Below are 23452 nucleotides of genomic sequence, written 5' to 3' on the forward strand. Positions count from 1 at the left end.
AAGCAGACTAATACTTAAGCACTGCCGGAAGAGGGATGGTCATGCAGATTCGATTCGTTGTGGTGCCCGCCGTACCCCGCCAGAAGGAGGTATTTCCGCGACGCATCGGCTTTCCCAGCGTGCTGGGGGAGGGGTATGACCTGTATGACACGCAGGACAAGGTTCGCCTGAGCCTAAATTTCCCGACGCGTGCTGAAGCGGAGTTCGACTGTGCATGCCGCAATGGTTGCCAGGATGCCAATGAGGCGAGTGTGGTGGGGAGTGTTTGAGGCGGCTGTACCGGCCTCATCGCCGGCAAGCCGGCTCCCACAGGGATCTCTGCGGCCCTGGGGTATCCGTGGGAGCCGGCTTGCCGGCGATGAGGCCCGCCCAGCCAACACAAATCCCAACGCAATGGAACTGCCCCAACCCCACCCGAGTCGCATCCTTTAACCCCCGCAAAAAAAGGATGTCGGCAATGAAAACCATCACTCGATTGTTCACCGGCCTCGCCCTGGTCGGCGCACTGGGCGCTTCTGCAGCCTGGGCCGATCAACCCGGCGCCGACTGGACCGTGACCAAGGACCAGGCCGAAGCCACGCTCAAGGGCGCCGGCTACACCCAGATCACCAAGATCGAAGCCGATGACGGCCATTGGGAAGGGGAAGGCATGAAGGCGGACGGCAAACGCTACGAATTCCACGTCGACCCGCACACCGGGGCCATCACCAAAGACGAGCTGGATAACTGACCCGCCGCGCCGTTCGCCCGGTCTTAATGCCGACCGGGCGAACGGCTCGGTGCTCACACCGCCTGTGCGTGCGGCACCTGCACCGTGGTCTTGTTCAGGTCACCGCCCACCTGCTCCTGAACCTTGGACACGATGTACGCCCCGATCGGTATCGCCGAGGTCGCCGCCGGCGACGGTGCATTGCACACGTTCACGCTGCGCGCCGTGTTCACGAACAGGAAGTCGTCGATCAGCTTGCCTTCGTTGGACACCGCCTGCGCCCGCACCCCCGCCGGGTAGGGCTTCAAGTCTGCCTTGGTCAGGCTCGGGCAGTACTTCTGCACGGTCTTGAGGTAGGCGCCCTTGAGCAGCGAATTCTTCATCTCGATCAGCCCCGGGCGCAGGTTATCGCGCAGCACTTTGCGGATGCCGCGGTGGCCAAGCATGCTGCCCAGGTCGCTCAAGGAGATGTCGGACTTGCGATAACCCTCGCGCTTCATCGCCAGCACCGCGTTTGGCCCGACCGTGACCGTGCCATCGATCATCCGCGTCAGGTGCACGCCCAAAAACGGCATCGACGGGTCGGGGATCGGGTAGATCAGGTGGTTGACGATCTGGTTGTGCTCCGGCGGCAGCAGGTAGTACTCGCCCCGGAACGGGCAGATGGTGAAGCTCGGCTGCACGCCGAGCATGCGCACGATGCGGTCGGCCATCAGCCCCGAGCACGACACCAGGTAGCGGGTGCTGTAGGTGCCGCGGTTGCTGCTGACGACGATCGAGTCGGCGCGCTCGACCAGGCCGGTGACCTCGGTGTCGAACTGCACCGTGCCGCCTTTGTTCTGGAATTCCTTGCTCATCTGCGCTGTTACGGCGGCATAGTTCACGATGCCGCTGGAAGGCACGAAGATGCCGCCCAAACCGACGATATTGGGCTCGCGCTCGCGCAGCTCGCCAGCCGACAGCCAGTGACGCTCCAGACCATTGGCCGCGGTGCGCTCCCACAGCGCGCGCATGCGCTCCATCTCCAGCTCGTTGGTGGCGACCAGCAGCTTGCCGCACTCGTCGTAGGCGATGCCGTGCTCATCGCAGAAGCGTTTGGTGGCCTTGTTGCCCTCCAGGCAGAACTTCGCCTTCAGGCTGCCGGGCGTGTAGTAGACGCCGGCGTGGATCACGCCACTGTTATGGCCAGTCTGGTGCTGCGCCGGGCCGCTTTCCTTTTCCAGCAGCAGTATGCGTGCGTGCGGGTACTGGTCGGCCAGCTGCATCGCCGTCGACATGCCGACGATGCCGCCCCCGATGATCACGAAATCGTACATGGGTGTGTTCCTTGAAGCTGGCCTCGGCGCTTTTACGCCGAGGCCAGCTGGCACGTTAGTTGGAGGTCTGGCCGCGGTGGTGTTCCATTTTCGGGAAGCTGAAGTAGCCACGCTGGCGCATCAGTTCGCGGCGCAGGCCCGGGTGGGCGACGAAGCGGTCACGGCCATGCAGCCAGAACAGGTTGTTGATCAGCAGGAACGAGCCGACCGCCACCGGGATCGACACCTTGCTCACGCTGTTCTCCAGCGATTCGCCCAGCTGGAACAGCCAGGTGCCTTCCTCGAAGTTGTCCGGCTGCACGAACTGGTCGATGTAGCGCATGGTCGGGCGGCCTACCGCGTCGGTGTCGAACACCGCGTGGAACACGTCCTCGCGGGTGTTCTTGCTCGGCGGTGCGGTCCAGCGCATCACGCGGCGCGCCAGCGGGTGCTTGTAGAAGGTGTCCAGCTCAGCCCAGTCGTCCAGGTGCTGCAGCAGCGAGTTGCCGCCCTCCATGTTCTGCTCGTCGATCTTCATCATCAGCACGTAGTCGGTGATCTGGTTGACGAAGGTGCCGTCGTTGTGCAGCTCCATCACCCGGTGCGGCTGGCGCAGGTAGCTGTCGGAGTTGTCGATGTTCTCGACCACGAAGCGCGCATAGAACTGGCCGCTCATGGCATCGAAGTTGGAACGGCCCAGCAGGTGCGCCACGGCGGTGGACAGCTTCACCATGTCTTCGGCCTGGGCAACGCTGTCCAGGCCCTCGGGCACCACCAGCAGGCCGCCGGTGCCGCGGTCGAGCAGGGTGTTGACGATGACCGGGCGCAGGGTGCCCTGGCAGATGTCATCGAGGATCTTGCCCACCTGGAAGCGCAGGAACGACTTGTACTCCAGCGCCTGCACCGGCCACTCGGCGACTGCCGCGACGAAGGCCTCGACGGTCTGCTTGCTGAAACGCAGCTCCAGCAGGCGGTCGGACTGCGGCGTCGATTGCAGGGTGAAACCGTGCAACAGGGCAGGTTGCTCGAGGACAGGCATATCGATGCGGGTGATGGCGTTCATGGCGGCTCCTGGGGATCAACTGGTCAAGTGATGGCGCCAAAATATCGCTGAAAATTCAAAATGTCTACATTTTCGTAAAACGTAATAATTAAATGTTTTTGTTAACGTTCTGCGTTGCCTGGTCGAGTTCGGTATGATAGGCGCGCCTTGCAAGAGAGCCCTGTGGATGGACCTGACCGATCTCGCTGAAACCACCTCCGATGCTGCCTATGCGCGCTTGAAGAGCGACATTCTCCGTGGCGCCTACCGCCCCGGCGAAAAGCTGCTGATGAGCGCCCTCAAAGACCGCTATGCCGTCGGCGTCGGGCCGATGCGCGAGGTGCTGGCGCGGCTGGTGGGCGAGCGGCTGGTCAGCGCCATCAATCAGAAGGGCTACCGGGTGGCGACCATGTCGCTGGACGAGATGGTCGATGTCTACAAGGCCCGGGCCCACCTGGAGGCGCTGATCGTCGGCCTGGCGGTGGAGAAGGGCGACGAAGCCTGGGAGGCGTCCATCGTGGCCACCTCGCACACGCTGTCGAAGGTGGTCGAGCTGCACACCCCGCAGGAAATGGTCGATGTCTGGGATGCCCGGCACAAGGCCTTCCACAACGCCATTGCCAGTGGTTGCGGGTCCAAGAGCCTGCTGCAGGCGCGGGCGTTCCTCCAGGACCAGGCCGAGCGCTACCGGCAGATCTGGCTCAAGCGCACGGTGCTGTCGGAAGAGGCCTTGCGCCTCAAGCGCGAGGAACATGCCGAACTGGTCGGCACCATCCTCGGGCGCGATGCGGCCAAGGCCAGCAAGATGATGCTGGAGCACCTGATGACCCCGGTGCCGATCATCACCCGCATCATCGAGCGTGAAGCCGGTATTTTGTAAATCTCACGCAGTTTTCAGTGGGTATGGGTACCGGGTATTTCAATGCAGGTGACGGCGCTTGCCACACTCCAACGCGCCGATGTTGCTACCCATTCGCTCATGTTGAACGTTGAGGTTCTTCCGTAGGCGTGCTTACCGGCTGTGCTTTTTCAGGCTCCAGTGTGTCTTTCTTTACAGTATCGGTTTGTAAGGGCTCCGCCTTCTGCTGCTGCATCAATGCCTTGTGACGCTCATGAAAACGTTTGATCGCTTCTGCACCATCCGCGGCATAGCCGACGCTGGAAACAGTAAGTGCTGAAGCAATGCTGATGACAACAAGTAATTTCTTCATTGAATTATCCGATAGTCAGCAATGCCATCTTATGGCGCCTGGGCCTGAATGCCGGCGGCGCCGAGATTTCGCCGGCAGGGAGGTGCCACTATGCTGAATGGAATTTACGCGTGCCTGCGGGAAACTTGGCTGTTAGAGAAACAGATGTTTTCTCGCTTCCAGGTATTCTCGGAGTGTTGTGGTGGGTCGACCAAGAAGGCGTTGTACGGTGTCGGTGACGGGAACCTCTTTGTACGCTTCTACTTCATGGCGATAGTAGGTCATTAGCGGTGCAAAGTGATCGCCAAGGTTTTCACGCAACGAACTGTCGCTGTCGACATAAGTGACGGTTTCACCTAGTACGTTGCTCAAGAGTTCGGTCACTTGCCGATAATCTAAACGCTCTGTCCCGGTCATCAGGTAATGCTGACCGACATGATGTTCGACAGGATCTGCAATGACGCGCGCGACCACGTCGGCGATGTCTTGCTCCGAGAGGTATAACCGTGGCGCATCACTGACCGAAGGCATGATGAACTCACGTTTGCTTTTGACATCGTCGGCGACGAACCACGGTAAGTTAAACATGATCCAGCACGCGGCATTTATGTAGGTCACCGGTAAGCGACTGGCGTCCAACAGTGGCTTTGCCAGCGTGTGTAGATTGGCCCCGCAGCGAGTGGCGAGGAACTCGGGTGATAGATCCTCCGCTGTGAGCCCAGGCGGGATGGCGATGAAACGAATGACTTGAGCGACGCTGCCGGTGCGGTTGATAGCATCGATAATGTTAGGCGTCACCTGCAGTTCGTTGGTAACAAAGTCAGGGGTAACAATAAAGACTTTATCAACACCCTTCACCGCTTTCAGCACGCTCTCAAGATCGTACCAGTCGGCCTGAATCGCCTCGGCATGTGGGAAAGCCGCTTGCAACTTGGCGACGCCTGCGGGTCGACTACTTGCCAAGCGCAGCTTAACTTCCGGATAGCCATCGGTCAGTGCCTTGGCAGTGACGGTTCCCAAGTTGCCCGTCGCGCCCAATATCAAGACTTTGGTCATGGTTCACCTTCATCAGTAAGAAAATCGAAAGGCATTGCCTCGTCTTTCGCTGCACCAATGTATCGGCTTTTTCAATTCATGATTAGGGGGTATGATAGGAATGGACTTATAACAACAGGGTATTAATCGTGCTTGACGCCGTTAATGATCTGCTGGCGTTCCTGGCAGTGGCGCGCCAGCGCAGCTTTACCAAAGCGGCTGCACAGATGGGCATATCGCAACCGGCTTTGAGCCGCACCATCCGTAAACTCGAGGCGCGCTTGGGAGTAACGTTGCTCATACGCAACACCCGTAGTGTCGCGCCAACAGATGCAGGATTACGATTGCTCGAAACCATTGGGCCGCATTTCGAAGGTATCGAGGCCGGTCTCGCAGAACTCTCTGAGATGAGCACAAAACCTGCGGGTTCTTTGCGGATTTCGTCATTGGAACATGCGTCAACCAGCATATTGGTACCGGCGTTATGCAAGTTGAGGCTTGATTACCCGCAAATCTCCGTGGAAATCAACGACAACTATGCGCTCGTCGACATCGTCGCGGAGCGCTTCGACGCGGGAGTTCGCTGGGGCGAACAAGTGGCACAGGACATGATCAGCGTGCGCATCGGTCCTGACTTTCGCATGGCGGTTGTGGGTTCACCGGCCTACTTCGCAGATAAACCAATACCCTTGACCCCGCATGACTTGACTGCCCATGTAGGAATCAACCTGCGATTGCCTACATCGGGAGGGCTGTGGGGTTGGCCGTTCAGGAAGCAAGGGCGAGAAGTAAGGGTAAGGCCTGAAGGCCATGTGATCGGGAATTCGATATCGCTGATCGTCGAATATGCCCTGGCGGGGGTAGGGCTGGCGCATTTGCCTGAGGATGTCGTTGCCAACTACGTGGACCAGGGGCGCCTCGTGCGGGTGCTGGATGATTGGTGCACAACCGTTACGGGCTACCACCTGTACTACCCAAGCCGGCGACAACCGAAGCCGGCATTCCGGTTGCTGCTCGACAAGGTGCGTTACACGGAAGATACATAGATGCTAATAGGTATGAAATTCGAATTTATCGGATTCGAATTTGGTTGTCGCTTCCGGTTTGCTACCCTTTTACCCGTCACGGTATCCCCTGCCGTTGCGATTGGTAACGCTGAACCTTCAGCCACCAAACGGATTCTTGGGGATAGAGAGTAAAGCCTCGAATCATTGGAGTCCCAGGCCCAGTCATCTTCACTACCCCCTCAGCTGCTCGGAACGGCAAGATAGACGCATCGAGCGTACGCGAACATGCAAATAGATCTCAATTCATGTTCAAAAAATGATATGAAAATCGAAATTCTTCCGGCTCTGGCATGAGAATTGGAGGTGCTAAGTCGAAATTCATATCACTTTAGGGGTGGTCTAATGGTGGCCTTCAAGAAAAATGCAGAGCTGATGGAGCGTGCGCAGGCAGTCATACCTGGAGGTATGTATGGTCATCAGTCAGTAGCGAAACTCTCTTCATCGGTTCCGCAATTCTTTGCCAAGGCAGACGGGGCAAAGCTGTGGGATGTCGATGGCAACAGCTATATCGATTACCTCTGCGGCTACGGAACCAATCTGCTGGGTATCGCAATCAGCAGGTAGACAGTGCGGCATTGGCTCAACAGATGCTGTGCGATTCCATGACGGGGCCTGCTGAAGTCATGGTCACACTGGCAGAAACCTTTGTCGGCATGATCAATCACGCCAGCTGGGCCATGTTCTGCAAAAACGGCAGCGATGCCACCTCGATGGCCGTGGTGTGCGCACGTGCCTACCGCGGCAAGAAGAAAATATTGGTGGCGTCCGGCACCTATCACGGGGCGTCGCATTGGAACACACCCATCCTTCAGGGCATCACTCAGGAGGACCGGGCCAATGTTATCTATTTCCGCTTCAATGACCCTGACAGCCTGCAACAAGCCTTTGTCGAAGCTAAAGGGGATGTCGCCGGTGTGTTCGCCACACCGTTTCGCCACGAGGTCTTCGAAGACCAGGTTCTGGCTAAAGCGCACTATGCACAAGCGGCGCGGCGCTTGTGCGATGAGCATGACGCACTGCTCGTGGTGGACGAGGTGCGTACCGGTTTTCGCTTGTCGCGTGATTGCGTCTGGCAAATGTTCGGTGTCGAGCCGGATCTGAGCTGCTGGGGCAAGGTGATCGGTAACGGTTATCCCATCTCGGCATTGCTGGGATCGGAGAAGGCGCGCCAGGCTGCCCAGGCCATTTTCGTGACGGGTTCCTACTGGTTTTCCGCTGTGCCCATGGCGGCCTGCCTTGCCACCTTGAACCTGATCAGGACCACGGATTACCTTGAACGCATCAGTGCTTTGGCCCAGCAGTTGCGCTCGGGCATTGGCGAGCAAGCTCAGCGCTATGGGTTCGACTTGCGCCAGACCGGCCCCGTGGAAATGCCGCTGATGCTGTTTGCCGGTGACACCGATCTGCAACTTGGCAATGCCTGGACGGGCGCGGCGATGCAAAAAGGTGTCTACTTGCACCCCTATCACAACATGTTCCTGTCTTCCGCTCACTCGGCCGACGACATTGCACGTACTCTGGAGGCGACGGAACAGGCCTTCATTGAAATCGCCAAGAAACGGACGCTGTAACGTGTCTCCATCGCTTGACCAAGAGGACGCAAATACCATGGCTCAGAAAGTGCCCACTGCCCGGTCGCAACAAAAGCGCAGTCTGGAAAGAATCAACCTGTTGCTCGGCACCACCGAGGCACTCTTGGACGTGCTGAGCGTTGATGAAATCAGCCTGGCGGACGTGGCCTCCAAAGCGGGAGTACCTCTGCCATCGGTGTACAACTTCTTTCCGAATAAAACCGCCTTGCTCGAGGCACTGGCCATGCGCTTTCATGATGAACTGATGACGCACATGGAACGCTGTGACGCAGAGCAATTCACCTCCTGGCAGGAACTGGTGGCCTATGTGTTCAACGTGGGGGCCGATTATCACACTTCACATGCTTGCGTCATGAAGCTGTTTCTCGGGCCAGGCGTCAGTGCGGAAATCAAGAATGCCGACCTCACGGGTAACAGCAATATTGCCGCGACCTACCGGCGCATGCTTCAGCGTCGCTTTGTATTTCCATTCCATGAGGAACTGGAAAATCGCCTGAGCGTTGCAGTTGTTATCTGCGACAGCGTATGGGCGTTGTCGTTTTGTAAGCATGGATCGATTACGCCTGAACTTCGGGTGGAAGGGATTCGCGCAGCAATCGCTTACTTGCGGCTTTATCTGCCGGAGTACCTGACGGCGCGGAGTTGATCATTTCGTTGGCTCAACCCAGGGAAGTAAGTGGTCGGTCGCTTGAATAATAGAAAGCGACCCTGAAGGATCTGATTTGCCCAAGATAAACCGTGAAAGCAACAATTATCACAATAGCGTTCGGCTATCTGAGAGGCCATCATGTGCGACACTTATACTTCAATCGATAATAGTAAGGTCACGGTCAGCCCCTCCAGGCAATTGAAAGGTTCGCTGGGTGTTACTTCCATCGTGCTGATGGTCATTGCCGCAGCGGGGCCGTTAGGCGTCGTTGCCGTCAACACCCCGACCTTGATCGCCATCGGCAATGGTGGCGCTGCTCCGTTCGACGCGCTGGTGGCGACGGCCATCATGTTGCTATTTGTCGTGGGCTTCGTCGCGATGTCCAAGTGTGTGGATAACGCCGGTGCGTTTTACACCTATATCCAGAAGGGCCTGGGCAGGAAAGTTGGCCTGGGCTCGGCGACGTTGGCACTGGTGTCGTACTTTCTGATCCTGTTGGCGATTGAGGCCTATCTAGGCTGTGCATTACGGGACATGGTTCGCTATTGGACAGGCATCGAGATTGCCTGGTGGGTATATACCCTTTGTGTGGTAGCGATCATTGGCTTGTTAGGCTACCGGCACATCGAGTTGAGTTCCCGCTTTCTGGGGGTGGCCTTGCTATTGGAAATTCTCCTGGTAGTGGTGGTCGATGCGGCAGTGATCATTGGCAACGGTGGAACACTGGACACCACCGCGTTCAGCCCACAAGTCATTACCTCGGGCTCCCCAGGCCTGGGTATTCTTTTCGCGGTTTATTGTTTTGTCGGCCTGGAGTCAACGGTGATCTTCAAGGAAGAAGCGCGCGACCCAGACAAGACGATTCCGCGCGCCACCTATGCCTCCGTGCTGATCATCGGGGCGATCTATGCGCTCTCCATGTGGTGCCTGGTCGATGGCTATGGCGTTGCCCAGGTGAAACAGGCGGCCATTGTTAATCCTGCTCACTTGTATCACGAGCTGACTTCGAAGGTGGTGGGGGTGGTCGCTCGCGACCTTGTGGAAGTGCTGCTGGTCACCAGCCTCTTTGCCTGCGCCTTATCGTTCCATAACGTGATCGTGCGTTATCAGTATGTAATGGGGCGCTTCGGTGTGTTGAGCGGCCACTTGGCGAGCGTTCACAAATACCACGGTGCGCCCCATGTTTCTTCTTTCGTACAAACAGCCACTTCGGCCGTGACATTGTTAGTGTTTCTGCTTTTGGGTGTTGATCCCGTTACCCAGATTTATGCATGGGGTGCGACGGCAGGCACATTGGGTTACATGGTACTGCTGTGTTTGACCTGTATTTCGGTAGTGCTCTTCTTCAGGAACAAAGCTATCGGTGGGTCACGCTGGCATACCTGCATCGCCCCTGTCGGTGCCTTGATCGGATTGGCCATCTGCTTATGGATTGCGCTGGAGAATTTGCCTGACCTCATTGGGGGTGAGGGCGCCTATGCCCTGGCGATCGCAATGGTCGTGGTGGTGATGGCAGGTTTTGCATTTGGCTATCTCGTTGCCGCTTCATTCAAACGTTGGGCGCCGCTTCGTTTTGAGGGGTTGAAAGGGCTGGCGTAATAGTTTGCTGGCGAGGTGGCGTGGCGTAGTCAGCGGTTCTGCTTTAAAGATTTGATCCCATCAATATCCGGGGCGCTATTCAGCGTGCCCTGCGCGGGATTCGCTTGCCCGAAGTTTGAGTGTTGAAAGATCAGTTTTGAATTCACTCTGGAGAAAATAAAAATGCACATTCCAAGTAAGACGTTATTGAGTGCCTATCGCGTCATGAAGACCATCCGGGTTTTCGAGGAGCGGCTTCATACCGAGTTTGCGACGGGTGATATTCCCGGCTTTGTTCACCTGTATGCGGGCCAGGAAGCGGCCGCCGCCGGTGTCATGGCGCACCTTGGTGATAACGACTGTATTGCTTCGAACCACCGGGGTCATGGCCATTGCATCGCCAAGGGTGTCGACGTCGTGGGGATGATGGCGGAGATCTACGGCAAAGCTACTGGCGTTTGCCAAGGCAAGGGCGGCTCGATGCACATCGCCGATCTGTCCAAAGGCATGCTCGGGGCCAACGGCATCGTCGGGGCCGGTGCGCCATTGGCCGTGGGGGCTGCGCTGGCCGCCAGGATGAAAGACACCCACAACGTCAGCGTGGCGTTCTTCGGTGACGGCGGCGCCAACGAGGGGGCTGTTCTGGAATCGATGAACCTAGCCTCCATCCTGAAGTTGCCCTGCCTCTTCGTCGCCGAGGACAACGGCTACGGTGAGGCAACGGCTTCGAAATGGGCGCTTTCCTGCGAGCGTATCGCCGATCGAGGCATCGGTTTCGGTATGCCGGGCATCACGGTCGACGGCAGCGACTTTTTCGCCGTCTATGAGGCCGTCGGCGCGGCGGTCGAGCGTGCCAGAAGTCACCAAGGCCCGACCCTGCTGGAAGTGACTGTGCCCCGTTACTACGGGCATTTCGAAGGGGACGGGCAAACCTATCGCGCCCCTGATGAAGTGAGCCATTACAGAGAAACCCGCGACTGCCTGACGAAGTTCCGTGAGCGCGTGCTGGCGTGCGGAGAACTGAAGGCTAGCCAACTCGATGCCATCGATGAAGAGGTGCTGAGCCTGATCGATGAAGCGGTGCTGCAGGCCAAGGCGGCGCCCAAGCCCACTGCCGATGCGCTGCTCAAAAACGTTTACATCTCCTACCCCTAAACCGACAAGAACAATTGAAGGAGCGTGTTATGGCACGGCAAATCACTTACAGACAGGCGCTCAATGAAGCCATGGATCTGACCATGGCGCGTGACTCGAGCATTTTCGTCATTGGTCAGGACGTTGCCGGGGGCACAGGGGCCGCCGGCGAACAGGACGCCTGGGGCGGCCCGCTGGGTGTGACCAAAGGGCTGTATCACAAGTATCCGGGCAGGGTACTGGATGCGCCCCTCTCGGAAATCGCCTACGTCGGCACCGCTGTAGGTGCTGCCACGCGCGGGATGCGTCCGATCTGCGAGCTGATGTTCACTGACTTCATCGGATGCTGCCTGGACCAGATCCTCAACCAGGCAGCCAAGTTCCGCTACATGTTTGGTGGCAAGGCACAAACCCCGCTGGTCTTGCGAACCATGTATGGCGCCGGGCTGCGCGCGGCAGCACAGCATTCCCAGACGCTGGTACCGATGTGGACGCACATTCCCGGCATCAAGGTGGTGTGCCCGTCCAACCCCTACGATGCCAAGGGCTTGCTGATCCAGGCCATCAAAGACAACGACCCGGTGATTTTCTGCGAGCACAAGATGCTCTATGGCATGCAGGGCGAAGTGCCGCAGGAGATGTATGCGATTCCTTTCGGTGAGGCCGCCTATGTTCGTGAAGGGCGTGACCTGACCATCGTGTCATACGGCAGGATGGTACATATCGCGCTGGAGGCAGCTGCTGCACTTGCCAAAAAGGGTGTCAGTTGCGAAGTGATCGACTTGCGTACGACCAGCCCGCTGGATGAGGACACCATTCTCGAAAGCGTTGAAAAGACCGGGCGACTTATCGTGGTTGATGAAGCCCATCCGCGCTGTTCGATTGCCACTGATATTGCCGCGCTGGTGGCCCAGAAAGGCTTCCGGTCACTCAAATCACCAGTCGAGATGGTGACGGCGCCGCATTGCCCGGTGCCTTTCTCGGACGCTCTTGAAGACCTGTTCATCCCATCCCCGGCGGATATCGTGGCTGCCGCGCAGCGTGCGATGGAGGCTTGACCATGGGCCAGATTTTTTCGCTGACAATGCCAAAGTGGGGCCTTTCGATGACGGAAGGCCGCGTTGATGAGTGGCTGAAGAAAGAAGGTGAATACGTCGAGAAGGGCGAGGCATTCGTTGAAGTCGAAACCGACAAGATTGCCAGTGGTGTGGAGTCCAGCCATGGCGGTGTGCTGCGTCGGATTGTGGCGCAGTGCGATGAAACCCTGCCCATCGGTGCGTTGCTCGCGGTCTTGACCGACGGCGATGTGTCGGATCAGGAGGTCGATGCATTCATTTCCGGGTTCGAGGTAAGGCGCGATGACGTTTCGCAGGATGGAGAAGGCGCAGCCCAGTCTACGCAAAAGGTGGAAATCGCTGGCAAGTCGATCCGTTACCTCGATCAGGGGGGCGGTAGTGCACCGCTGCTATTGATCCATGGATTTGGCGGTGACTTGAACAACTGGTTGTTCAATCAGGCGCCTTTGGCTCAGGACCGCAGGGTGATTTCCCTGGACCTTCCAGGGCACGGTGAGTCAGGCAAGCAGCTGCACAGCGGCAGCCTCGATGAAATGGCTGAATCAGTGGTGGGGTTGCTCGATTATCTGGGCATTGACTCTGCAACGCTGGTTGGCCACTCCATGGGCGGCGCCGTTGCGTTGAAGGTCGCGCAGAATCTCGGCTCACGTGTGAATGCCCTGGTATTGATCGCCAGTGCCGGCTTGGGCGAACGGATCGACCAAGAATACCTTGATGGCTTCGCCCAAGCTGCCAGCCGTAATGCACTCAAGCCGCATCTGCTGAAACTGTTCTGCGACAAGGAGCTGGTCAGCCGGCAATTGGTGGATGACCTGCTGAAGTACAAGCGACTCGACGGCGTGGATGAGGCTCTGGCGAAAATAATCGAGCAGAACTTTGCCGCCGGTAGTCAGGTTCACAACCTGCGCGCGGTAGTGGCGGCGCAGCCAACCCTGATCATCTGGGGAAGCAATGACCAGATCATTCCTTGTCACCACGCCAATGACCTGCAAGCCACGGTCAAGGTCCTGCCAAATCAGGGGCACATGGTGCAGATGGAGGCGGCTGATGTGGTCAACGAACTGATTCGGCACTTCATCGGCTGATCGGCGCAGGCGTCGACCCCTCTGACGAGCCCCGACGCCTGTAGTTCCTATCACCCGCAAGAACAGGCAGACCTTGATTGCTGGCCTCTCGGGCAGCGCCATTGAGGTCGTTGCAGCAGCCAATACCCATCATGAAAAGGAACACGAGATGAACGATTCCACACTGGCAGACTGGAGCGCTCGCGCAGAGGCGCTGGTCATCGAAGGTCGGGCTTTTGTCAACGGCACCTACCGGGCCGCGCTTTCGGCGGGCACGTTCGAATGCCTGAGCCCCATCGATGGACGCTGTCTGGCCACGGTTGCGAGCTGTGACGAAGCAGATGTCAACGACGCGGTCGCCAATGCCCGCCAGGTATTCGACTCCGGGGCCTGGGCACGCCTGGCGCCAGCGCAGCGCAAACGCACATTGCTGCGATTCGCCGGCTTGATGCGCGCTCATGCCGAGGAACTGGCGTTGCTGGAAACGCTGGACATGGGCAAACCTATCAGCGATGCCCTGGGCGTTGACCTCGAAGGCGCAATCGACGCTATCACCTGGAGCGCCGAGGCCATCGACAAGATCTACGATGAAGTCGCGCCTACGCCCCATCACGAACTTGGCCTGGTTACCCGTGAGCCGGTCGGCGTGGTGGCGGCAATCGTGCCCTGGAACTTTCCGCTGATGATGGCGTGCTGGAAATTGGGCCCTGCGCTGGCAACCGGCAATTGCGTGGTGCTCAAACCGTCGGAAAAGTCGCCGCTGACGGCGATACGCATTGCCCAGCTGGCGGTAGCGGCAGGCTTGCCCGCCGGTGTTTTGAATGTGCTGCCGGGGTACGGCCATACCGCCGGCAAGGCCTTGGCCCTGCACGCTGACGTCGACACGGTGGTTTTCACCGGATCTACCCGAATCGCCAAGCAGTTGCTGTGTTATGCGGGCGAATCGAACATGAAGCGCGTCTGGTTGGAGGCGGGCGGCAAAAGTCCCAACATCGTGTTTGCCGATGCTCCAGATCTGCGAGCCGCCGCCGAAGCCGCCGCAACGGCGATTGCCTTCAATCAGGGAGAGGTTTGCACCGCCGGCTCGCGTCTGCTGGTAGAAGCTTCGATCAAGGACACGTTCCTGCCCATGGTGGTCGAGGCTCTCAAGCAGTGGCGAGTTGGCAATCCACTCGATCCGCAGACACGCGTGGGCGCCCTGGTCGACCGGCAACAGCTGGATACGGTGCTCTCGTACATCGAAGCCGGCCACGCCGAAGGTGCTCAGCTACTCATAGGAGGCGCACAGATCCTCGACGAGACCGGTGGCATCTATGTGCAGCCGACCCTTTTCGATGGCGTCACCAATGCCATGAAAATCGCACGGGAAGAAATCTTCGGTCCCGTGTTGTCGGTCATCGCTTTCACCAGTACCCAGGAAGCGATCGACATTGCCAACGACACCCAGTACGGGCTGGGCGCGGCGGTATGGACCCGCGACCTGTCCAAGGCCCTGCTCACTTCCAAGGCCCTGCGTGCTGGCAGCGTTTGGATCAACCAATACCAAGGCGGTGACATGACGGCGCCCTTTGGCGGGTACAAGCAGTCCGGCAACGGACGCGATCGCTCGCTGCACGCGTTCGACAAGTACACAGAGCTCAAAGCGACTTGGATCAAGCTCTGAGACCTGCGGAGAACTTCAACATGGCACACAAGACAGTTCATGCCTGCATCATCGGTGCAGGGTTGATGGGGCATGGTATTGCGCAGGCCTTCGCACAAGCCGGCCATCGGGTATCGCTGCATGATCCCGACGCCAATACGCTCGAACTGGCACCCTCGCGGATTGCACACAACCTGATGCAAATGGGTGTCCAGCCCGAATCGGTACTGGCCAATATCACGCTATGCGCCGAGCTGGAACAGGCGGTGGCATCAGCAGATATCGTGACCGAAGCGATTCCAGAGCGCCTGGAACTCAAACAACAGCTGTTCCAGGCACTGGCACATCTAGCGCCGCCGGAGGCGATCCTGGCCAGCAACACTTCTGTCATTCCGATCACCAGCATCGGTGAAAAACTGGATCGGCAAGCGCGCGCACGGCTGGTAGGGACGCATTGGTGGAACCCTGCGCATCTGATACCGCTGGTTGAAATCATCCGCACCGACTTTACCGACGAAGCGATTTTCGAGGCCACCTTCGACCTGGTGCAAGCGTTGGGCAAGACCCCGGTAAAAGTCATGCGCGATGTGCCGGGATTCATCGGCAATCGGCTACAGCACGCGATGTGGCGAGAAGCGCTGCACCTGGTTTCGCAACAGGTGTGCAGCGCTGAAACCATCGACACCGTGGTCAAGCAAAGCTTTGGTATGCGCTTGCCCTTCCTCGGGCCATTGGAAAACGCCGATCTGGTGGGCCTGACCCTGACGCAACAAGTACACGGAGTGATCTTCCCCCATTTGTGCAATGACCAGGTACCCAATCCATGGGTCACGAGCCTGATGGAACAGGGCCACCTGGGCATGAAAAACGGACGAGGCCTTCGCAACTGGAGCGAAGAGCAAGTTCAGGGCGTGCACAGGATGCTGGCCCTGAAGCTCATCGAGTCCATCAAGTCTCAAGCGGTTTGACTTATCTGAAGAGAGCTTGCCATGAACAACCCAAGTCGCAAAGTCATCATCACCTGTGCCGTTACCGGGGCCATGCACACGCCCACGATGTCCGAGTACTTGCCCATCACCCCCGAGCAGATTGCCGAACAAGCCATCGGCGCCATCGAAGCCGGCGCCGCCATCGTGCACCTGCATGCCCGGGATCCCAGCGATGGAAGACCATCGCCGGACCCGGCATTGTTCGATCAGTTCGTTCCAGAGATCATCAATCGCACAGGGGCGGTGGTGAACATTACCACCGGGGGCAGTACCCGAATGACCCTCGAGGAGCGGCTTGCCTATCCCTTGAAGCTGCTGCCTGAAATGTGTTCTTTGAACATGGGATCGATGAACTTTTCGCTGCATCCCATCGCCGGGAAAATCCGTGATTGGAAACATGCCTGGGAAAAGCCCTTTGTTGAAGGCATGGAAGACCTGATCTTTCGCAATACCTTCAAGGATATAAAACGCATCATGCAACAGCTCGGCGAGGCGGGCACTCGGTTCGAGCTTGAATGTTATGACGTGAGCCATCTGTACAACCTGGCTTATTTCGTGGACGCCGGCTTGATCAAGCCGCCATTTTTCATTCAATCAATTTACGGGATTCTCGGAGGCATGGGGCCTGATCCGGAAAACCTGGTCATGATGCGCGGTATAGCCGATCGCCTGTTTGGTCGGGCCAATTATGAGTTTTCCATCCTCGGCGCAGGGCGCCATCAAATGCCATTGCTTACCATCGGAGCGATCATGGGTGGGCATGTGCGCGTAGGCCTGGAGGACAGTATCTATTTGTCCAAGGGCGTAAAAGCTCAATCGAACGCCGATCAAGTCCGGAAGATTCGGCGCATTCTAGAAGAGTTGGCCTTAGAGATTGCCACCCCCGATGACGCTCGTCAGATCCTTGGTTTGAAAGGCCCGAGTGCACTGCAGATTTGAATCGGTGGCAAAAAAACAGAGGGCGTTAGCTGCGGGTAGATTTTCATCTGCCCAGGTGTACGGCCTGCATTCGTGCCTGCAGATCATCCCTGCTTAGCCACGAGGCACAAGCCCATCGCGCTTGAAACAATCTTGATGACCCTAGTGGCGAGCGCCCGCATCCCATTGCGCGCTCGCCACTGCGTGTTCGCATCCCTTGCTTGACTCGTGAAATTTTTCATGTATTTTTTCATGAAAAATAAGTCCAATAATTTCACGGTGGTGCTGAGCGATGACGATGCACGAAGAGGTCGAAGCCCTGGCGATCCTCATTCACGACTTGCGCAAGTTCAAGAACCTGACGCTGGGCGAGCTGGCCGAGCGCGTCGATCGTTCGGTGGGGTTTCTGTCCCAGGTCGAGCGGGGCGTGTCGCGCCCCACCGTGGCCGACCTGACCGCCATCAGCGAAACGCTCGGTGTTTCCACCGCGTACTTCTACAACCTGAGCAAGCCGCGTGAAGTCAGCTGGGTCACCCGCCCCCACGAGCGGCGCACCTTGTACCTGGCCTCGGGCATCACCGACGTGCTGGCCTCGCCGACCATCGCGGGCGCCTTTTCCATGCTCGACAGCCGCCTGGAGCCAGGCGCGACCAGTGGCGAGCAGTACCTGAGCGACCGCTCCGAGCAGGGCTGCTTCGTCCTCGAGGGCGAACTGACGGTGTGGCTCGACGATGGCGAGCCGGTGACCCTGCAGGCCAACGACAGCTTCCAGCTCAACCCCCACGCGCATTTCCGTTACGCCAACCTGACGGACAAGCTGACCCGCGTGCTCTGGGTTTTCAATTGAATTCGTTCACATAACAAGGATAAGAAGATGAGTGTCATCTTTGCGGATCTGTTGACTGAAGTACGTGCCTTTCGCGCCAAATACCCGCAGGTGCGTTACGTCGACCTGATTGCACTGGACATCCCCGGGCACTTCTATGGCAAGCGCTACCCCATGGACATGCTCGAGAAGGTCGCCGCCGGCACCCCGCTGAAGCTGCCGCAGAACTGCGTGCTGCTCGGCACCCAGGGCGGCCTGTACCCGATTGGCGACTACTGCTTTGCCGACGGCGACCCGGATGCCCCGCGGCGCCTGGTGCCGGGCACCCTCAAGCCGGTGCGCTGGGAGCAGGAAGTGATCGCGCAGATGCTGATCACCTCCGATGGCACCGCCAAGCCCATCGAATTCGAACCGCGCGAAGTGCTGGCGCGGGTGATCGAGCGCCTTGCCAAGCGTGGCATCCGCCCGGTGGTGGCGTTCGAGCTTGAGTTCTACCTGTTCGACCGCAAGCTCAAGGACGGCCTGCCGCAGTTCCCGCGCGATGCTGCCACCGAGGATCAGGACGACCAGCCGAACATGCACATCGAGCGGCTCTCGCGCTTCTCGTCGGTGCTGCACGAGATGGTCGATGTGGCCAACGAGCAGGGCGTGCCGGCCAACGTGATCACCGCCGAGCTCGGCCCGGGCCAGTTCGAAATCAACTTCTCCCACAGCGACGACCCGCTCAGTGCGGCGGACTGGTCGGCGCTGTTCTGCCGCAGCACCCGCGGCGTGGCGATGAAGCACGGCCACCGCGCCAGCTTCATGAGCAAGCCTTACCTGGACGCCCCGGGCAGCGGCATGCACGTGCATGTGAGCCTGTACGACAACGACGGCAACAACCTCCTGGCGGGCCGCGAGCAGCGCAACCTGCGCCATGCCGTGGCCGGTTGCCTGGAGCTGCTGCCGCACTGCATGCCGATCTTCGCCCCCAACCACAATGCCTACCGCCGCTACGGCGCCATGGTCAACGCCGCCAGCCGCGCCAGCTGGGGCTTCGAAGACCGCGATGCGTGCATTCGCATCCCCGAGTCCGACCCGCGCAACCTGCGCATCGAACACCGCCTGGCCGGCGCCGATGCCAACCCGTACCTGGTGCTGGCGGCGATCTTGACCGGCATGGAGCACGGCCTGGAGCGTGGCGTGGAGCCCATCGCCCCGCTCAACGACAACCGCCAGAGCGGCATCGACTTCCCCAAGGATGCCCTGAGCGCAGTGGCCGCCATGCGCCACCACCCGGTGGTCAACCAAGGCCTGGGCAGTGAGTTCGTGATGGTCTATTGCGAGAACAAGCGCCAGGAGCAGCTGGATTTTCTGAATGAAATCAATGCACGCGAGTACCGCTGGTTCCTGTGACCCGCGCTGCACCTTCCAACCACAAGTTTGACCCTGACTTGCAAGAGTGATTTGCCGGAGGATTGATATGCCACGTGTGCCTGTTATCGGCATTACTGCATGCACCAGCATGATTGAGCAGCATGCAACCCAGACGATCAGCGAAAAGTACGCACGCGCTGCCGCCAATGCGGCCTGTGGCCTGCCCATCGTGATTCCCAGTCTCGCTGAGTTGATGGATACCGCCGACATACTCGACACGGTGGATGGCCTGATCTTCACCGGCTCGCCGTCCAATATCGAACCGTTGCACTACAACGGCCCGGCCAGTGCGCCAGGCACCCATCACGACCGCCTGCGCGATGCCACGACCTTGCCGCTGATGCGTGCGGCGATCGCCGCCGGTGTGCCGGTGTTCGGCATCTGCCGGGGCTTTCAGGAGATGAACGTGGCGCTGGGCGGCACCCTGCACCAGAAGGTGCATGAAACCGGCACGTTCATGGACCACCGCGAAGGCAAGGACGAGCCCCTGGCCCAGCAATACGGCCCGCGCCACAAGATGCACATCCAGCCTGGCGGCTTGATGGACCGCATGGGCATACCGGCGCTCATCGATGTCAACTCCATCCATGGCCAGGGCATCGATGTACTGGCGCCCGGGCTGCGCGTGGAAGCCATTGCCCCGGACGGCCTGGTGGAAGCGATTTCGGTCGAGCACGCCAAGAGCTTCGCCCTGGCCGTGCAATGGCACCCGGAGTTCCAGGTCATGGACAACCCGCATTACCTGAAGATGTTCCAGGCGTTCGGCAAAGCCTGCCGGCAACGCTCGGTGTTGCGCCAACTGATGTTGAAGACCGCCTGAATAGACAACAGACATTTCCCGCAGCCCGGCTGCTCGACTTGATGGAGAGAGAACAATGACTGACAAGAGCTCGCAGACCCTGGCCTGGCAGGCCATGAGCCGTGACCATCACCTGGCACCGTTCAGCGATGTCAAGCAACTGGCCGAGAAGGGCCCGCGCATCATCACCTCGGCCAAAGGCGTGTACCTCTGGGACAGCGAAGGCAACAAGATCCTCGATGGCATGGCCGGCCTTTGGTGCGTGGCGGTTGGCTATGGCCGCGACGAGCTGGCCGAGGTGGCCAGCAAGCAGATGAAGGAACTGCCGTACTACAACCTGTTCTTCCAGACCGCCCACCCGCCGGCGCTGGAGCTGGCCAAGGCGATTGCCGACGTGGCCCCGCAGGGCATGAACCACGTGTTCTTCACCGGCTCCGGCTCCGAAGGCAACGACACCGTGCTGCGCATGGTCCGCCACTACTGGGCGATCAAGGGCCAGAAGGACAAGAAGGTCATCATCGGCCGCATCAACGGCTACCACGGCTCCACCGTGGCCGGTGCAGGCCTGGGCGGCATGAGCGGCATGCACGAGCAGGGCGGCCAGCTGCCGGACATCGTGCACATCCCGCAGCCGTACTGGTTCGGTGAAGGCGGCGAGATGACCGAGGCCGATTTCGGCGTGTGGGCAGCCGAGCAGCTGGAGAAGAAGATCCTGGAAGTGGGCGAGGACAAGGTCGCGGCCTTCATCGCCGAGCCGATCCAGGGCGCCGGCGGCGTGATCATCCCGCCGCAGACCTACTGGCCGAAGGTCAAGGAGATCCTCGCCAAGTACGACATCCTGTTCGTCGCCGACGAAGTGATCTGCGGTTTTGGCCGTACCGGCGAGTGGTTCGGCACCGATTACTACGGCCTCAAGCCCGACCTGATGACCATCGCCAAGGGCCTCACCTCCGGCTACATCCCCATGGGCGGCGTGATCGTGCGTGACAGCGTGGCCAAGGTGATCAGCGAAGGCGGCGACTTCAACCACGGCTTCACCTATTCCGGCCACCCGGTGGCGGCGGCGGTGGGCCTGGAGAACCTGCGCATCCTGCGCGAGGAAAAGGTCATTGAGCAGGTTCACGAAAAAACCGCACCCTACCTGCAGCAGCGCCTGCGCGAGCTGGCCGACCACCCGCTGGTGGGCGAAGTGCGCGGCCTGGGCATGCTCGGCGCAATCGAGCTGGTGCAAGACAAGGCCACCCGCGCCCGCTACCAGGGCAAGGGCGTGGGCATGATCTGCCGCCAGCACTGCTTCGACAACGGCCTGATCATGCGCGCCGTGGGCGACACCATGATCATCGCGCCGCCCCTGGTGATCAGCCTCGAAGAGATCGACGAGCTGGTGGAAAAGGCCCGCAAGTGCCTGGACCTGACCTACCAGGCGCTCCAGTAAGGCCATGGCACCTCGGCAGGGCGCCAAACCCTGCCGCGGTGCCCGCCGGGCATGCGCTTGATTTGTGGAATTATTCAGGTATTTTCCATGCCAATAATTTCGCAACCTCTGGCCGCGCTCGATCATGGTTCACGAAGAAATCGAACAACTGGCAACCCTGCTTCGCGACCTGCGCAAGTTCAAAGGCCTGACCCTCGGTGAGCTGGCACAACGCATCGGCCGTTCGGTGGGCTTTCTGTCCCAGGTCGAACGCGGCGTCTCGCGCCCGACCGTGGCGGACCTGACCGCCATCAGCGAAGCGCTCGGCGTGTCAACCGCCTATTTCTACAACCTGGAAAAGCCCCGCGAGCTGGACTGGGTAACCCGCCCCCACGAGCGGCGCACGCTGCACCTTGCCGGCGGCATCACCGATGTGCTGGTTTCGCCCACCATCACCGGTGGTTTCTCCATGCTCGACAGCCACCTCGAACCCGGCGCCACCAGCGGCGAGGAGTTTCTCAATGACAGCTCCGAGCAGGGCTGTTTCGTGCTCGAAGGTGAGCTTACGGTGTGGCTGGACGAAGGCGAGCCGGTGACCCTGCGCGCCAATGACAGCTTTCAGCTGCAATCCCACGCCAGCTTTCGCTACGCCAACCTCACCGACAAACCTACTCGCGTGCTCTGGGTGTTCAATTGAGCCGCCACCTGCCTGAATAAAAAAAGCGCAGCCAAAGCTGCGCAAAGTCCCATCGCCGATCCCCGATCAAGCGGCGCGTTGCTCACCCTTGAGCACTTTCTTCTGCGCTTGCATGGTCTGCCCCAATTCCTCCAGCAGGTCTTTGCCCAGCAACGTCTTGGCCGTGGGGAACAACGCGTCTTCTTCTTCCTCGATGTGGTGCTCGAGCAGCTCCTTCAGCACTTTGACCCGGCCGGCGAATTCGAGGGTGCCGGTATCGGTGTGCAGCAGGTCAGGCAGCACCAGCGAGTCGACGGTGCGGTGTTCTTCCTTGGCCTCGTAGTACATCTTCGCTTCCTCTTTGCCACCGGCCTGCTTGATGGCCGGGTAGAGGATCTGTTCCTCGAGTGCAGTGTGCACTTGCAGCTCCTGTTCGATGCGATGGAGCAGTTCGGCGCGCCGTTTGACCGCACGTTCGGTGGTGGAAGACAGTTCTTCGAGCAGCTTCTTGACCAGTTTGTGGTCCTGGATCAGGAGTTCAATGGCGTTCATGGGCAACCTCTTCGCGGATCGTGAACCCGGGCTCTCCTGGATGGGAACCCGCCTTGTGCAGCAGAGTCGAGCGGTAGTGCCGTTCACAGAATGGGTTTGCCTCCCGTCACGGCATACCGCGAGCCTGAGATGTAGCTGGCCTCGTCCGAGCCCAGCAACACATAGATCGGGGCGACCTCCACCGGCTGCCCCGGCCGCCCCATCGGGTAGCCCGAGCCAAAGTTCTTCACCGCCTCGTCAGGCATGGTGGCCGGAATCAAAGGCGTCCAGATCGGCCCAGGCGCCACGCTGTTGACCCGGATGCCCTTGTCTGCCAGCAACTGCGCCAGCCCGGCGGTGAAGTTGGCGATGGCGCCTTTGGTGGCGGCATAGGCCAGCAGCTTGGGCGAGGGGTCATCGGAGTTGACCGAGCTGGTGTTGATGATCGAGCTGCCCTTGGGCATCGACGGCAAGGCCCGCTTGCAGATTCGAAAGATGGCGGTGATGTTGACGTCGAAGGTCATCAGCCACTCGTCATCGTCGATCTCGTCAAGGCTTTCATGGGCCATCTGGAACGCCGCGTTGTTGACCAGGATGTCGATGCGCCCGAACTTCGCCACGGTCTGGTCGACGATGGCATGGCAGTGCTGTTTCTGCGCCAGGTCGCCGTCCAGCAGCAGGCATTGCCGGCCGGCGGCTTCGACCCAGCGCGCGGTTTCCTGGGCGTCTTCGTGCTCATCCAGGTAGGCAATCGCCACATCCGCGCCTTCGCGGGCGTAGGCGATGGCGACGGCGCGGCCGATGCCGCTG

25 protein-coding genes are annotated in these 23452 nt (G+C 59.5%); 19 read left to right on the forward strand and 6 right to left on the reverse strand.

What is annotated here, in order from left to right; translation table 11 throughout:
* Nucleotides 1-35: 35 nt before the first annotated feature.
* Together B3E94_RS10975 and B3E94_RS10980 are read left to right on the forward strand one after the other, a co-directional pair.
* A complete protein-coding gene (locus tag B3E94_RS10975) occupies nt 36-269 on the forward strand; it encodes a hypothetical protein (RefSeq protein ID WP_176517476.1) in 234 nt (77 codons plus the stop codon).
* A gap of 188 nt (nt 270-457) precedes the next feature.
* On the forward strand, nt 458-730 hold the full coding sequence (locus B3E94_RS10980; RefSeq protein WP_176511463.1) for a PepSY domain-containing protein: 273 nt from the start codon (nt 458-460) through the stop codon (nt 728-730).
* Nucleotides 731-783: 53 nt separating this feature from the next.
* On the opposite strand, the gene lhgO is transcribed toward B3E94_RS10980, so the two are convergent.
* Both lhgO and glaH read right to left on the reverse strand, forming a co-directional pair.
* On the reverse strand, nt 784-2025 hold the full coding sequence (gene lhgO, locus B3E94_RS10985; protein ID WP_286913508.1) for an L-2-hydroxyglutarate oxidase: 1242 nt from the start codon (nt 2023-2025) through the stop codon (nt 784-786).
* Nucleotides 2026-2080: 55 nt separating this feature from the next.
* Nucleotides 2081-3067, reverse strand: coding sequence for a glutarate dioxygenase GlaH (gene glaH / locus B3E94_RS10990; protein WP_236237216.1), 987 nt, complete (start codon nt 3065-3067; stop codon nt 2081-2083).
* Between the two features lie 166 nt (nt 3068-3233).
* On the opposite strand from glaH, the gene csiR reads away from it, so the two are divergent.
* Nucleotides 3234-3926 carry a DNA-binding transcriptional regulator CsiR gene (csiR, locus tag B3E94_RS10995; protein ID WP_286913509.1) on the forward strand — a complete coding sequence of 231 codons (693 nt, stop codon included), beginning with the start codon at nt 3234-3236 and terminating at the stop codon, nt 3924-3926.
* Between the two features lie 97 nt (nt 3927-4023).
* Here the strand turns inward: csiR and B3E94_RS11000 are convergent, their stop codons facing one another.
* Nucleotides 4024-4257 carry a hypothetical protein gene (locus tag B3E94_RS11000; RefSeq protein WP_286913510.1) on the reverse strand — a complete coding sequence of 78 codons (234 nt, stop codon included), beginning with the start codon at nt 4255-4257 and terminating at the stop codon, nt 4024-4026.
* A gap of 132 nt (nt 4258-4389) precedes the next feature.
* The gene (locus B3E94_RS11005) at nt 4390-5292 is read right to left on the reverse strand and encodes an NmrA family NAD(P)-binding protein (RefSeq protein WP_286913512.1); all 903 of its coding nucleotides are present in this window, start codon (nt 5290-5292) and stop codon (nt 4390-4392) included.
* A 125-nt stretch (nt 5293-5417) separates the two neighbouring features.
* Between B3E94_RS11005 and B3E94_RS11010 the strand changes: the two genes are divergently transcribed.
* From B3E94_RS11010 to B3E94_RS11085, 16 genes are all read left to right on the forward strand, one after another.
* Nucleotides 5418-6317, forward strand: coding sequence for a LysR family transcriptional regulator (locus B3E94_RS11010; RefSeq protein WP_286913546.1), 900 nt, complete (start codon nt 5418-5420; stop codon nt 6315-6317).
* A gap of 366 nt (nt 6318-6683) precedes the next feature.
* Nucleotides 6684-6902, forward strand: coding sequence for a hypothetical protein (locus B3E94_RS11015; RefSeq protein ID WP_286913513.1), 219 nt, complete (start codon nt 6684-6686; stop codon nt 6900-6902).
* Between the two features lie 23 nt (nt 6903-6925).
* Complete coding sequence (locus B3E94_RS11020) at nt 6926-7909, forward strand: aminotransferase class III-fold pyridoxal phosphate-dependent enzyme (RefSeq protein WP_286913514.1); 984 nt, start codon at nt 6926-6928, stop codon at nt 7907-7909.
* Between the two features lie 37 nt (nt 7910-7946).
* Nucleotides 7947-8576, forward strand: coding sequence for a TetR/AcrR family transcriptional regulator (locus tag B3E94_RS11025; protein ID WP_286913515.1), 630 nt, complete (start codon nt 7947-7949; stop codon nt 8574-8576).
* Nucleotides 8577-8717: 141 nt separating this feature from the next.
* Entirely contained in the window at nt 8718-10178 is a 1461-nt protein-coding gene (locus B3E94_RS11030) for an APC family permease (RefSeq protein WP_286913516.1), read from the forward strand.
* A gap of 162 nt (nt 10179-10340) precedes the next feature.
* A complete protein-coding gene (locus tag B3E94_RS11035) occupies nt 10341-11312 on the forward strand; it encodes a thiamine pyrophosphate-dependent dehydrogenase E1 component subunit alpha (RefSeq protein WP_286913517.1) in 972 nt (323 codons plus the stop codon).
* Nucleotides 11313-11341: 29 nt separating this feature from the next.
* Nucleotides 11342-12349 carry an alpha-ketoacid dehydrogenase subunit beta gene (locus tag B3E94_RS11040; RefSeq protein WP_286913519.1) on the forward strand — a complete coding sequence of 336 codons (1008 nt, stop codon included), beginning with the start codon at nt 11342-11344 and terminating at the stop codon, nt 12347-12349.
* 2 nt (nt 12350-12351) lie between these two features.
* Entirely contained in the window at nt 12352-13452 is a 1101-nt protein-coding gene (locus B3E94_RS11045) for an acetoin dehydrogenase dihydrolipoyllysine-residue acetyltransferase subunit (RefSeq protein ID WP_286913520.1), read from the forward strand.
* A 148-nt stretch (nt 13453-13600) separates the two neighbouring features.
* Complete coding sequence (locus tag B3E94_RS11050; protein WP_286913521.1) at nt 13601-15094, forward strand: aldehyde dehydrogenase; 1494 nt, start codon at nt 13601-13603, stop codon at nt 15092-15094.
* A gap of 20 nt (nt 15095-15114) precedes the next feature.
* Entirely contained in the window at nt 15115-16041 is a 927-nt protein-coding gene (locus tag B3E94_RS11055) for a 3-hydroxyacyl-CoA dehydrogenase family protein (RefSeq protein ID WP_286913522.1), read from the forward strand.
* A 21-nt stretch (nt 16042-16062) separates the two neighbouring features.
* A complete protein-coding gene (locus B3E94_RS11060; protein ID WP_286913523.1) occupies nt 16063-17001 on the forward strand; it encodes a 3-keto-5-aminohexanoate cleavage protein in 939 nt (312 codons plus the stop codon).
* Between the two features lie 271 nt (nt 17002-17272).
* Nucleotides 17273-17827, forward strand: coding sequence for a helix-turn-helix domain-containing protein (locus B3E94_RS11065; RefSeq protein WP_176511467.1), 555 nt, complete (start codon nt 17273-17275; stop codon nt 17825-17827).
* Nucleotides 17828-17854: 27 nt separating this feature from the next.
* Nucleotides 17855-19201 carry a glutamine synthetase family protein gene (locus tag B3E94_RS11070; protein WP_176511468.1) on the forward strand — a complete coding sequence of 449 codons (1347 nt, stop codon included), beginning with the start codon at nt 17855-17857 and terminating at the stop codon, nt 19199-19201.
* 67 nt (nt 19202-19268) lie between these two features.
* The gene (locus B3E94_RS11075; protein WP_176511469.1) at nt 19269-20042 is read left to right on the forward strand and encodes a gamma-glutamyl-gamma-aminobutyrate hydrolase family protein; all 774 of its coding nucleotides are present in this window, start codon (nt 19269-19271) and stop codon (nt 20040-20042) included.
* A 55-nt stretch (nt 20043-20097) separates the two neighbouring features.
* Complete coding sequence (locus tag B3E94_RS11080) at nt 20098-21456, forward strand: aspartate aminotransferase family protein (protein WP_286913525.1); 1359 nt, start codon at nt 20098-20100, stop codon at nt 21454-21456.
* A 121-nt stretch (nt 21457-21577) separates the two neighbouring features.
* On the forward strand, nt 21578-22132 hold the full coding sequence (locus B3E94_RS11085) for a helix-turn-helix domain-containing protein (RefSeq protein WP_176511523.1): 555 nt from the start codon (nt 21578-21580) through the stop codon (nt 22130-22132).
* Between the two features lie 66 nt (nt 22133-22198).
* Here the strand turns inward: B3E94_RS11085 and B3E94_RS11090 are convergent, their stop codons facing one another.
* Complete coding sequence (locus B3E94_RS11090) at nt 22199-22663, reverse strand: hemerythrin domain-containing protein (RefSeq protein WP_286913526.1); 465 nt, start codon at nt 22661-22663, stop codon at nt 22199-22201.
* An 83-nt stretch (nt 22664-22746) separates the two neighbouring features.
* A partial coding sequence (locus tag B3E94_RS11095) for an SDR family oxidoreductase (RefSeq protein WP_286913527.1) occupies nt 22747-23452 on the reverse strand: 706 nt, incomplete at its 5' end.

Source organism: Pseudomonas sp. UBA6315, from assembly GCF_002438125.1.
GTDB lineage: Bacteria > Pseudomonadota > Gammaproteobacteria > Pseudomonadales > Pseudomonadaceae > Aquipseudomonas > Aquipseudomonas faucium.

Bases quoted from the DNA above. Each gene is read 5' to 3' on its own strand.
- B3E94_RS10975 (WP_176517476.1), top strand. From the start codon at position 36: ATGGTCATGCAGATTCGATTCGTTGTGGTGCCCGCCGTACCCCGCCAG.
- B3E94_RS10980 (WP_176511463.1), top strand. From the start codon at position 458: ATGAAAACCATCACTCGATTGTTCACCGGCCTCGCCCTGGTCGGCGCA.
- lhgO (WP_286913508.1), bottom strand. From the start codon at position 2,025: ATGTACGATTTCGTGATCATCGGGGGCGGCATCGTCGGCATGTCGACG.
- glaH (WP_236237216.1), bottom strand. From the start codon at position 3,067: ATGAACGCCATCACCCGCATCGATATGCCTGTCCTCGAGCAACCTGCC.
- csiR (WP_286913509.1), top strand. From the start codon at position 3,234: ATGGACCTGACCGATCTCGCTGAAACCACCTCCGATGCTGCCTATGCG.
- B3E94_RS11000 (WP_286913510.1), bottom strand. From the start codon at position 4,257: ATGAAGAAATTACTTGTTGTCATCAGCATTGCTTCAGCACTTACTGTT.
- B3E94_RS11005 (WP_286913512.1), bottom strand. From the start codon at position 5,292: ATGACCAAAGTCTTGATATTGGGCGCGACGGGCAACTTGGGAACCGTC.
- B3E94_RS11020 (WP_286913514.1), top strand. From the start codon at position 6,926: ATGCTGTGCGATTCCATGACGGGGCCTGCTGAAGTCATGGTCACACTG.
- B3E94_RS11025 (WP_286913515.1), top strand. From the start codon at position 7,947: ATGGCTCAGAAAGTGCCCACTGCCCGGTCGCAACAAAAGCGCAGTCTG.
- B3E94_RS11030 (WP_286913516.1), top strand. From the start codon at position 8,718: ATGTGCGACACTTATACTTCAATCGATAATAGTAAGGTCACGGTCAGC.
- B3E94_RS11035 (WP_286913517.1), top strand. From the start codon at position 10,341: ATGCACATTCCAAGTAAGACGTTATTGAGTGCCTATCGCGTCATGAAG.
- B3E94_RS11040 (WP_286913519.1), top strand. From the start codon at position 11,342: ATGGCACGGCAAATCACTTACAGACAGGCGCTCAATGAAGCCATGGAT.
- B3E94_RS11045 (WP_286913520.1), top strand. From the start codon at position 12,352: ATGGGCCAGATTTTTTCGCTGACAATGCCAAAGTGGGGCCTTTCGATG.
- B3E94_RS11050 (WP_286913521.1), top strand. From the start codon at position 13,601: ATGAACGATTCCACACTGGCAGACTGGAGCGCTCGCGCAGAGGCGCTG.
- B3E94_RS11055 (WP_286913522.1), top strand. From the start codon at position 15,115: ATGGCACACAAGACAGTTCATGCCTGCATCATCGGTGCAGGGTTGATG.
- B3E94_RS11060 (WP_286913523.1), top strand. From the start codon at position 16,063: ATGAACAACCCAAGTCGCAAAGTCATCATCACCTGTGCCGTTACCGGG.
- B3E94_RS11065 (WP_176511467.1), top strand. From the start codon at position 17,273: ATGACGATGCACGAAGAGGTCGAAGCCCTGGCGATCCTCATTCACGAC.
- B3E94_RS11070 (WP_176511468.1), top strand. From the start codon at position 17,855: ATGAGTGTCATCTTTGCGGATCTGTTGACTGAAGTACGTGCCTTTCGC.
- B3E94_RS11075 (WP_176511469.1), top strand. From the start codon at position 19,269: ATGCCACGTGTGCCTGTTATCGGCATTACTGCATGCACCAGCATGATT.
- B3E94_RS11080 (WP_286913525.1), top strand. From the start codon at position 20,098: ATGACTGACAAGAGCTCGCAGACCCTGGCCTGGCAGGCCATGAGCCGT.
- B3E94_RS11090 (WP_286913526.1), bottom strand. From the start codon at position 22,663: ATGAACGCCATTGAACTCCTGATCCAGGACCACAAACTGGTCAAGAAG.